Consider the following 11,614-nt stretch of genomic DNA (forward strand, 5'->3'; position numbering starts at 1 on the left):
AAAAAGGTGCTCTTGCGAGCACCTTTTTATTTTCTGAACATAATTATAAAGTCATCGCTTTATTCATTTCTCAGAAACTAGGGGCGAATATACTCACCCCTTTATCATCTACTTCTGTACTTTTCTCAATACTGCTTTCAATAAATCAAAATCAGCAGCAAGATCTTCAGAAAGTAATTCCATTGCACCATGCTTAGCCAGTGGTGCTGGTACGTCGATATCCGTCCCTAAGATCTCATCAACCACTTCTTTGAACTTAGCAGGGTGAGCGGTACATAAGAACAAGCCTGTTTCACCATCTTGCAGTTGTTCATTCAATACACGATAAGCAATCGCACCGTGAGGCTCACATAAGTAACCCATTTGGTTTAGCTCAACCACAGAAGCTGCGCTCTGCTCATCAGTTACCATACCTTTGCCTAGTGTATCTAAGCCCCAACCTTTCAGTCTGCAGAGCTCTTCAATACGTGGCCAGTTATTAGGTTGGCTCACATCCATTGCATTTGACGTTGTCGCAACGGTTGGCTTAGGATCCCACTTACCAGTTTCAAGGTAACGAGGCACGGTATCATTAGCATTGGTTGCTGCGATAAAACGTTTAATTGGCAAGCCTAATGCTTTCGCCAATAAACCCGCAGTTAAGTTACCAAAGTTACCACTTGGCACTGAAATGACTAAGTTTTCGCGTTCTGCTTTGCTCATTTGCGAAGCTGCTTCAAAGTAGTAACAAATTTGCGCCATTAAACGACTGATGTTGATTGAGTTCGCTGAGTTCAAACCGATCTCTTCACGCAACTCCTGATCATCAAAAGCTTGTTTGACTAATGCTTGGCATGCATCAAAATCACCATCAATTGCCACGGTATGAATGTTGCCACCGAGTGTACAAAATAGCTTTTCTTGCAACGGACTGATCTTACCTTTCGGGTATAAGATCACCACGTTGATGTTTTCCATTCCGTAAAAGGCATGAGCCACAGCCGCACCAGTATCACCTGATGTTGCCGTTAAAATTGTGATTTTTTGACCTTTGTCTGCCGTGACTGCCGCCAAAGATTGCGCCATAAAACGGCCACCAAAATCTTTAAATGCCAGTGTTGGGCCATGGAATAATTCCAGTGCATAAACGCCATCTTTTACCGACTTAATGGGTGCTGGGAACTGGAACGCCGAATCAACTAATTGGCGAACTTGTTCCGCCGACAGTTCATCGCCAATTAACGCCGATAAAATTTTGCTACTGCGAGAAATAAAATCTTCTGCAAGCAGTGCATCAATATCATCAAATTGAGGAATATCCGCTGGGAAAAACAACCCTTGGTTACGGCCTAATCCTTGGCGAACTGCTTGGCCAAAAGAGACTTGTTCATCGTTTTCTTTAATGTTGTACAACTTCATAATTCACTTCCTGTTACTCTCGAACCGTCCTTGTCTAAACGACAAATATGCACGAAACCTTCTTCATTTTGTAGGTAATTTTCTTCTAACCAATGCGCCACACGCTCGGCCACGTCTTTCTTAGAGCAAATGGTAAAGATTGTCGGACCTGAGCCCGAAATACCACAAGCCAGAGCGCCAGCCGACATCGCGTATTTACGTGCATCAGCAAAACCAGGTAATAGCTTCTCACGGTATGGTTCTGCGATCACGTCTTTAATCAATTTTGCTGCCAGTTCTGGCTGCCCAGAGTGGCAAGCATGGATAAAGCCACCTAGATGACGACCATGCGCAATAATATCTTGTCGGCGATACTGAGAGGGCAAAATTGAGCGAGCTTCCGCAGTCGACACCTTAATGCCCGGATACGCCATGACCCAATACCATTCATCAAAACACGGGACTTCTTGGCTAATAATACCAAGCTCTTCCAGCATTAATTGCAATCCACCAAGGTAACATGGTGCAACGTTATCATAATGCACGCCACCGGAGATCTGACCTTCCATCTCGCCCATAAGAGCCAGCAGTTCCATTTCAGACAGAGGCTGACCATGAAAACGGTTAAGCGCATCTAACGCTGCCACAATTGAGCAAGCGCTCGATCCTAGCCCTGAACCAATCGGCATGTTTTTTTCTAGCGTCATTTCTAACGGCAGAAGGTCAATGCCTTTTTTATCAAGCTCACGAGCAAACACGCGCCAACAATCGTAAACGATGTTCTCGGTTGGCTCGGTCGGCAATTTATCTACAAAGCTGCCGGCGGTTTTTAATTCAAAAGGTTTATCATTAGGGGTGATTAATACGCGATCCCCTAATAATGTTCCATCGATAGGTGATACTGCCGCGCCTAATACATCAAACCCAACGCTCACATTACCAATCGAAGCCGGTGCATACACCGCAACACTTTCATTTTTTAATGTCATGGCTACACTCCTAATTTCCAGCCAAGGGTACGCATCACATCCGAGAAAACACCTGCAGCCGTCACTTGTGTTCCCGCACCATAACCACGCAGAACTAATGGGATCGGTTGGTAATAACGACTGTAGAAAGCTAACGCATTTTCACCGTCTTTGATTTTGTACATTGGATCGTTATCATCCACCGAGATCATTTTCACTCGGCATTGACCATCTTCAATGCTACCGACATAACGCAATACTTGGCCTTCTTCTGCCGCTTTCGCTGACAATTCAGCAAAATACCCATCCGCTTCCGGTAAACGAGCCATGAACTCATCCACACTGCCTGAATCATCAAAACCCGGTGGCAATGCCTGCTCGACAATCACATCTTCAAGCTCTAATTCCATACCCGCTTCACGAGCCAAAATAAGCAGCTTACGCGCGACATCCATACCAGAAAGATCATCGCGCGGATCCGGTTCAGTAAAGCCATTATCTTTAGCAATGTTAGTCGCTTGGCTTAGCGTCATACCTTCATCAAGCTTGCCGAAAATATAAGACAGAGATCCGGATAAGATACCGTTAAATTTCTCTAACTCATCACCCGCTGAAATCAAGTTTTGCAAGTTTTCAATAACAGGCAGACCTGCACCAACCGTCGTTTCATACATCAACTTACGTCGTGAACTACGCGCTGTTTCACGTAACTGATGGTAATAACTCATGCTTGCCGTATTGGCTTTCTTATTCGGGGTAACAACGTGGAAACCTGCTGCTAAGAAATCAATGTATTGATTCGCGATCTCTTCACTTGACGTACAATCCACCAGCACGGGGTTAATGATGTGATTACGTTGCACTAAAGCAATCATGCGCGCGAGGCTAAATTCTTCGGTTGCATGAGACATGCGATCACGCCAACCTTCCAGTGGTAAGCCATCACTATCAAGCAACAAGCCTTTTGAGTTCGCTAAACCACATACGCGGATCACAATGCCTTTTTCAGCCAACTTAGCTTGTTGACGTTGGAATTGATCGACCAATTCTGCGCCTACGCCACCGACACCCACCACAAACACATCAAGGAAGTGCTTAGAGTTAAATAGGTTTTCATGACAAGCTTTAATGGCAACCGCAATGCGATCTTCAGGGATCACCGCCGAAATTGCACGTTCAGATGAACCTTGAGCAATCGCCACGACATTGACATTCACTTCAGCAAGCGAAGCAAAGAATTGAGAAGCCACGCCACGAGCGGTACGCATCTTATCGCCCACTAAGGTCACAATCGCCACATCGTCGGTAAATTCAATTGGATCTAATAAGCTGTCTTTTAATTCCAGTTCAAACGCGGCGTGAAGCGCTTGTTCTGCTTTGAGCTTATCAGCCGCTTCAATACAAAAACTAATGCTGTATTCAGATGAAGATTGGGTAATTAACACAATCGACACACCAGAAATAGACATCGCATTAAACACGCGACTCGCCATGCCTACCATGCCCTTCATACCTGGGCCTGATACGTTCACCATGGTTAAATGACTTAAGGTGGTAATGCCTTTAATCGCTAGGTTATCTTCACCGGTATCTTGACCAATTAATGTGCCAGCCCCTTGTGGGTTAAAGCTATTTTTAATCAAACATGGAATTTGGAACTGAGCGATAGGGGCAATGGTTTTTGGGTGAAGCACGGAAGCGCCAAAGTAAGATAACTCCATCGCTTCTTGATAACTTAATGATTTCAATAAACGCGCATCTTCAACTAAGCGAGGATCACAGTTATATACGCCATCAACATCCGTCCAAATTTCACAACAATCTGCGCGTAAGCAAGCGGCAAGAACGGCAGCAGAATAGTCTGAGCCATTACGTCCAAGCGTCACTAATTCGCCTTTTGCATTGCCAGCGGTAAAGCCCGGCATGATATTGATATGACCTTGAGGTAATGGATACTGTTGAAAGTTAACCGTTGAAATATCCACATCTACCATGGCTTCAAGGTGGTCACCTTTCGCCAATAGATACGACACTGGATCAATAAGGTTGGCTAATTTACCTTTCGCTTCAACCACAGCCTTCATTAACTGAATTGAAATACGCTCACCTTTACTGATGATACGTGCGTTAACGTGATCAGGGCACATACCTAATAAGGCAATACCATGCACATACTGACGCAATTGCAGCATCGAGGTTTTCACTTGATTATCAAAATCAGTATTCTCAAGATTAGGCACATGACCTTTTATCTCGGCAAACAAAGCATAAAACGATGCTTCTAATTCATTCACTTGTAATTCTGCTTCACCATTTTTTAAGGTGCTTTCAATCACAGCAACAAGTTTATTGGTTGTTTTCCCTGGAGCAGATAGCACAACGGCCACTTCTTCCTGTTGAGCATTATTGATAATAATGTCTGCTGCTCTTAAAAAACGATCAGCATCGGCCAGTGATGACCCTCCAAATTTCAATACTCGCATCCATTCCTCCACTCATACTTTTTAATTTTGCATAAAAAAAGGCCTGTATCTGGTGGGATACAGGCCTTTTTTTGAAAACTTTCGCTTACCAGCCTGCCCCAACATTAAGAATATCGGTAATAATTGAGGTCATAATCGTCGTGCTGGTAAAAAACATAATAATTCGCTTTTCTTCATTCACTTGAACAGTCTCTAGATTTACCGATTAAACCGCTCTGAGTCAATGAAAAGTTGTATTTATTCCTATTTAGGTCTAAGAACTCGATGAACGACACGAAAATTATTCTCTAGTTACTCTCAATCCATCAATTTATAACACCGAACAAAAAGCTCTCATCGAAATAAAAAATTGATTAACCATTAAAAATCAGCACAAACAGGCAAACTCTATGATTTAACATAGCGAGAGATAATAGATTCAACCAAAAAGATAGATTAACCTAATAAAGTCAAATCCAGTTCTTCATTGCTGACCAAAACACCATTCCAATCAGAATAAATAAAATCCCCAGGATGAATACTGATCCCACCAATATTTAAACTCACTTGCGCCTCTCCTACCCCTCTTTTTTCTGTTTTGAATGGGTTGGTTGCCAACGCCTTAATGCCTAAATTTACCGTCGATAAGGTATAAGCATCTCTAACCGCCCCATAAACAATCACGCCCTGCCAGCCATTTTGTTCGGCTAAAATAGCCAATTGATCACCAAGCAAAGCTTTTTCAATCGAACCATTACCATCAATGAGTAGTACTTTCCCTGCACCATTTTGATTTAACGTTTCACGCACAAGGCTATTGTCGTGGTAACAACGTAAAGTGACGACCTCACCATAAAAAGAAACTTTCTGACCATAATTACTAAATGGAACTGCAAGAAAAGCCACTTTACCTTCAAAGTGATCGCATAGTTCTGGTAATAAATCTTTCATGTCGTCTCCTAGGCTTTTGTTATAGTTTGGTAAAAAGAATGAAAACACAAACAAACACATAATATATATAAACCTTATTAAAATGATGGGCTTATTGAACATTTAGCATTGTCGTGTTGTTTTATTCGATTGATTCAAATCAACAAAGTGAATATTAGTCAACATCCGCTTATTGTTAGCAAGCTGTTAAGACTGTAAACTCTTCCTCATTGAGTCGATTAGAGAGAATTGCTGAAGATATTCTATATTTTGCTGGATTATATCAGCAATACTTGAAGTTCAAGATGAATAACTCAGAAATGAATCATCATCAGCCGTATCGTTTTCTCATTAATTCGCTAACAAAATGTTATTTTTTATCTAAAATTACTCACATAAGCATTATTTTAGTCACGATTTAGGTACTCCTATGCATACCCCACAAATTCTTATCGTTGAAGATGAACAAGTCACGCGCAATACGCTAAAGACTATTTTTGAAGCAGAAGGATATACTGTTTTTGAAGCTATTAATGGTGACAACATGCACCAGATTCTTTCTGAAAACCAGATCAACTTGGTTATTATGGATATCAACCTACCAGGAAAGAATGGTTTACTATTAGCAAGAGAGTTGCGTGAACAAGCTAATGTAGCATTAATGTTCTTAACGGGTCGAGATAATGAAGTCGATAAAATCTTAGGCTTAGAAATCGGCGCTGATGATTACATCACCAAACCTTTCAACCCTCGAGAATTAACGATTCGTGCTCGTAACTTATTGCATCGTTCAATGCATCAAAACGATAGCCAAGAAGAGAAACGTATTGTTGAAAAATACGAATTCAATGGTTGGGTTTTAGATATTAATAGCCGCTCTTTAATTAACCCGATGGGCGAAAGCTACAAACTGCCGCGCTCTGAATTCCGTGCACTACTGCACTTTTGTGAAAATCCAGGGAAAATTCAAACTCGCGCAGACTTACTGAAGAAAATGACAGGGCGCGAGCTTAAAGCGCACGATCGTACTGTGGATGTAACGATTCGCCGTATTCGTAAACACTTTGAATCCATTGCTGATGCACCAGAAATCATTGCTACCATTCATGGTGAAGGCTATCGTTTTTGTGGTGAGCTAAGCGAATAATCGGTTCGACTGAACACTAAAGACCTCGTCAATTGACGAGGTCTTTTCGTTTATGGATTGCTCAAGGTTTATTTAAGTGCATTTCGATAAACTCTGCATACTCAAAAATAAAACATCTGATTAACGAGTCTCTAGCCATTGTTTGAGTGTATTAATATCAGGTTGGTAATTCTGATTAATCGCTTCAACCCAATCCCTCACGAGCACCCTCCAGCTTGGATCTTCTGGCGATTGTGCTTTTTGTGCAAGCTGTTGAATTCGTTGCAGTCCTACGGAGCTGGCTGCACCTTTAATTTTATGCGCTTCAGAGACTAAGTTTTCATCATCACCAGAAGCCATATAGCCATTTAACAATTGAATATAATCCGGCATCAAGCCTTCAAACATCAACACACTATCCATCACCGGTTGTGTTCCAACAATTTCAATATAAGAGTTGAGCATATCTATATCTAAAATGGACGTCTCAAACCCTTTATCTTGCGCTGGTTTATCATGGTATTGAAGATCAATGGCTTCTTTATTGCACTTGCTAGCCACTATCGGCTTTAATGCAAGATCGTTCGAATGCTTAATGCATTTTTCAATTACCTTATAGATCGCTTTAACCGATAATGGTTTATTGATCGCATCATCCATCCCACGCTGTTGATAACTGTGTTTATCTTTTAATGTATTGGCGGTTAGAGCAACTAAAGGAGGTAGTTGCGCATAGGTTTGTCGCAATTGTTGTGCGATATCAAACCCTGTCATGTCCGGTAGTTGAATGTCTAACAACACCAAATCATAGTGACAAGGGTTAAATTTTTTGAGCGCTTCTTCTCCGCTCATCGCCACATCGACCGTATGCCCTAAGTTTTCTAAAACAGAACGCGCAACCGTAATATTGAGCTCAATATCTTCCACCATAAAAATACGCAAACTTGGCTGCGACTTAAAATTCAAATCCGATTCATAACTTAACTGAGTGACCGGAACGCGAATCGACACCGTGAATGTACTGCCAAAGCCAAGTTCACTTAATACGGTAATTTCGCCGCCCATTCTATGAGTCAACTCTTGAGATACCGCTAACCCAATCCCAGTGCCAACAGCATGCAAATTATCTTTGCCAGATTTAACCTGATAATACATGCCAAAAATATTATCCATTTCCGACTCAGGGATCCCAATACCGGTATCTTCTATTTCAAATTGAATATCGGCATAGTGATCATCAAAATCAGCGCTAACATTAACCGTGACCCCACCTTCCTTTGTGAACTTCATGGCATTATTTATCAAGTTCCAAATAACCTGCCTTAAACGAGTGGCATCGACCATAATAGCTTGAGGCAGTTCACTCAACCTATCCAACTCAAAACGCAGGCCTTTTTGCTCTGCCATTAAACCTGAAATACTTTCAATATCAGTAATAAAGCTCTTAAAATCAGTATCTATAGCCAAAAGCTCTAATTCACTACGATCAAACTTATCTAAATCAATCACATCATTAAAAATATGCCCAAGGGTGATCGCACTGACATTGATGGTCTGCATGTACTGCCGTTGCTCTTCATCAAGCTTAGAATCAAGTAAAATTCGGCTTAGCCCAACGATCCCATTGAGCGGCGTTCGTAACTCATGGCTGATTGTCGAAATAAATGTTGTCTTGTCTTGGCTGGCTTTTAGTAACGCGTCTTGATATACCTTTCGCTCGGTAATATCCCGGCCAAAGCCAACCAGACCAAGCAATTGATTGTCTTTACTGTAAAATGGCAACTTCCGAAATTCAAAATAAGCTTTTCTATTATCAGGATATTGCAGCCAAATTTCGTACGTCAGCTCTTTATTGTCAGCAAACACTTTTGCATCCGTCGACTCAACTTGTTGTCGAGTACCAGCGTCACTGTACACATCATTAATAGACAGCCCGACCAATTTCTTTTCAGGTAGCCCCACCAATTCTTCAAATGCTTTATTGCAACCCGAAAACTCACCGTCAGTATTTCGATAATAAATCAGGTCAGGAGAAGCATCTAAAAAAGAACGCATCAACGCCGTTCTTTGCGCCAGCTCTACCTGAGTTTTTTCACGTTCATAAACTTCGTTTTCTAGATCTTGTATTGCTTCTTGGCGACCTTCTTCTGCTTTTTCTCTTTCTTCTATTTGCTGATTTAGCTTTCGAATATTCTGCTGAAGCTCTACGTTTAATTCACGATCTCTCGCTCTCATGTCTTTTAGCTTAAACACCATTTTACTTAAGCGTTGACGAGATTCTTCAAGTTGATCGACCACCACAGTCAAAAAGTAAACCGCCCATGGCGTGATCAATAAACCAAAGAAAATAGAGCGAATAATCACGACATTTTCTATTTCTCCGCGTAAAACCATACTTACCACGACTTGGAGAAGCACAGAAAAACACACCAACGCTAAAGCCAAAAGAATTGAAAAGCGAACCATGCCTAATTTAACGAGCAGATCAACGTAGTAACGAGCCAGATTTTTCAATAACTTCATGATGGGGATTGCTCATGGTCTGAACCTTTAATTTCTAAAGGATTATAAACGGTGACTTGTGTTTGATTTCGTCCGGCATTTTTTGCGGCATAGAGCGCCTTATCGGCAAGCCCTAAAACTAGTTCAGGCGTCGTATCTCGTTGCGGAACGATAGAGGTTACTCCTAAGCTAATGGTCAAACGATCACTGACCTCTGAATAAGCATGAGAGATATTTAAGTCAAATATTGCTTGGTGAATTTTCTCAGCCATAATCATACACCCTGGCATTTCTGTTTCAGGTAACAAAAACATAAATTCTTCACCACCATATCGAGCTATCAGATCTGCTCCTCGTTGAGCAACTTTAGAAAAAGCGTCCGCAACTTTAATTAAAGCTTCATCACCCATTTGATGTCCGTAATGATCATTAAATGCTTTAAAAAAATCGATATCACAAATCATAATGGTAAATGGTGTTTGCTGGCGTAAATGTAACGCCCATAAAGCCTGGAGTTGATGATCAAAGCGGCGTCTATTCGCCACTTTCGTTAAACCATCAAAAAAACTTAATTTCTCTAATTCTGCATTGGCTTTTGCTAATTTTTTTTCTGCTAAAAAACGTTCACTGACGTCTCGAGCAATCAGTAGGCAGCCATTGGTCGTTGATAAAGGATCATGGTAAGGCGTTTTTAATACATCATACCAAGTGAGTTCGCCATTTTTTTGCGTCACAACATCAATAAAACGCAGTGTTTGTCCTTTTTCTAATACTTCTAAATCACTTTGTTTAAAGCGCCCTACAATATTTTCAGGCAAGATATCATCTAAACATTGACCAATTAACGCATCCGCAGTCGCCACACCAAGAGAATCTGCATAAGGTTGGTTACACGCTTCATGCACGCGATTTTCATTTAAAATAGCAATAGGATCGGGTGAGGCAGATAAGATAGATTGCAACAACATTTCTCGTTGAGCCAACTCCACCTCTGCTTTTTGACGCTTATCCATTTCAGTGTCGACCGATTGTTGCATGGTGAACCAATCGGTCACATCATGGCTAATACCTAAAATACCAATCGCTATCCCATCATTGCTCATTAAAGGAGAAATATGTGTTTCTAATAAACAACCGTCACCATCCACGGTAGTCGTCCAACGCTTATGGGTTGAGCAACCTGAAGCAATATTTAAATTAACAGAAGCACAACCTTCAGTTTCTCTATTATACCAAAAGCGCTCATAAGCCTTATTCGTACCAAGCACCTTACCTTCAAGGCTTTTAAAAAATACCAATTCAGACAATGAATCTAATGCAGACTGCGCCATTCGCAGCTCTAAACCGTTAGTGCTCTCACTATGCTCTTCACCATGAACAGGGTAGACGTACACAACCCAGACATTATGTTTATAAACAGTGGTGGCGTTACAAATAAGATTCACTTTACGTTGATTAAATTCAGTGATTGGCCATAGTTGGCAAGACTGATTCTCGGAATCCTCAATCATAGCTAATAAGGATCGTTCAGAAAGTAAAGGAGGAAGTAGGCACCGCTTGCCTACACGTCGAATACCTAAGAGTTGGATCGCCATTCGATTAGCATCAATAATTAAGCCTGATTTTCGATCCATGATAAAAACGGCGGTTGGCGTTTCTCTAATGAGACAGAGAAAGCGTAAATGGCTTCGGTAGTAAGTGAAAATCACGGCGATTAAACAGAAAAACAAGATAAATAAGACATCAACACCCACGCCATGTTCTGCGATTGAAAACCATTCCATCTTCTTTTCCACTTAATTTATAAATAACACTTATTCTATCTTACAAGGAAATGAATAACTGCGTGGCAGTTTCTTTGAGCGTTTAGTTATTTATTTCATTCAAAACAGGATATTTCACTCACAAGCCACCATACAACATGATTTTCGTCTCAAAGCCACACATCTCATTCTAAATACAACGTTTTTATTATGCACTTTTTCAGTAAGATATTTTATTACAATAATTGAGCTTAATATGAAACGAATGTTTGATTTACAAGGTTTCCACACCGCCGTCAAAACTATTACCTTAAAACCAATAAATAAATAAACATTCAAAAAAACAGCATATTATTCGCATTTAAGCGTGGTTTTACCCTGTTAATATGCAAAAGAGATGAAGTTTTTATCAATTTAAAGTGAAGTTTAATTGGAATTACATAGTACAAAAATGTAGGATACTTACACGATGTTGTCTTTTTCGTG

General features: G+C 40.8%; 7 protein-coding genes and 1 other annotated feature. Of the genes, 1 reads left to right on the top strand and 6 read right to left on the bottom strand.

Annotation, left to right across the window (positions count from 1 at the left end; all coding sequences use genetic code 11):
• Positions 1 to 108 precede the first annotated feature (108 nt).
• From thrC to A1QC_RS15155, 4 genes are all read right to left on the bottom strand, one after another.
• Positions 109 to 1,398, bottom strand: coding sequence for a threonine synthase (gene thrC / locus A1QC_RS15140; protein WP_017023768.1), 1,290 nt, complete (start codon positions 1,396 to 1,398; stop codon positions 109 to 111).
• Positions 1,395 to 2,366: a homoserine kinase gene (gene thrB / locus A1QC_RS15145; protein WP_017023769.1), complete on the bottom strand. Its 972-nt coding sequence runs from the start codon at positions 2,364 to 2,366 to the stop codon at positions 1,395 to 1,397. Before thrB ends, thrC begins: the two co-directional genes overlap by 4 nt.
• A 2-nt stretch (positions 2,367 to 2,368) precedes the next feature.
• Positions 2,369 to 4,828 carry a bifunctional aspartate kinase/homoserine dehydrogenase I gene (thrA, locus tag A1QC_RS15150; RefSeq protein WP_017023770.1) on the bottom strand — a complete coding sequence of 820 codons (2,460 nt, stop codon included), beginning with the start codon at positions 4,826 to 4,828 and terminating at the stop codon, positions 2,369 to 2,371.
• Positions 4,829 to 4,860: 32 nt separating this feature from the next.
• Positions 4,861 to 4,984 (bottom strand) — a sequence feature (Thr leader region).
• 279 nt (positions 4,985 to 5,263) lie between these two features.
• Positions 5,264 to 5,758, bottom strand: coding sequence for a putative 4-hydroxy-4-methyl-2-oxoglutarate aldolase (locus A1QC_RS15155; protein ID WP_017023771.1), 495 nt, complete (start codon positions 5,756 to 5,758; stop codon positions 5,264 to 5,266).
• A 409-nt stretch (positions 5,759 to 6,167) separates the two neighbouring features.
• Between A1QC_RS15155 and arcA the strand changes: the two genes are divergently transcribed.
• Entirely contained in the window at positions 6,168 to 6,884 is a 717-nt protein-coding gene (gene arcA / locus A1QC_RS15160) for a two-component system response regulator ArcA (protein WP_017023772.1), read from the top strand.
• Positions 6,885 to 7,004: 120 nt separating this feature from the next.
• Here the strand turns inward: arcA and arcB are convergent, their stop codons facing one another.
• Positions 7,005 to 9,386, bottom strand: a complete 2,382-nt coding sequence (arcB, locus tag A1QC_RS15165; protein ID WP_017023773.1) for an aerobic respiration two-component sensor histidine kinase ArcB — start codon at positions 9,384 to 9,386, stop codon at positions 7,005 to 7,007.
• Positions 9,383 to 11,149, bottom strand: a complete 1,767-nt coding sequence (locus A1QC_RS15170) for a sensor domain-containing diguanylate cyclase (RefSeq protein WP_017023774.1) — start codon at positions 11,147 to 11,149, stop codon at positions 9,383 to 9,385. Before A1QC_RS15170 ends, arcB begins: the two co-directional genes overlap by 4 nt.
• Between the last annotated feature and the right edge of the window lie 465 nt (positions 11,150 to 11,614).

The organism is Vibrio rumoiensis 1S-45 (genome assembly GCF_000286955.2).
In the GTDB taxonomy this organism is placed as follows: domain Bacteria; phylum Pseudomonadota; class Gammaproteobacteria; order Enterobacterales; family Vibrionaceae; genus Vibrio; species Vibrio rumoiensis_A.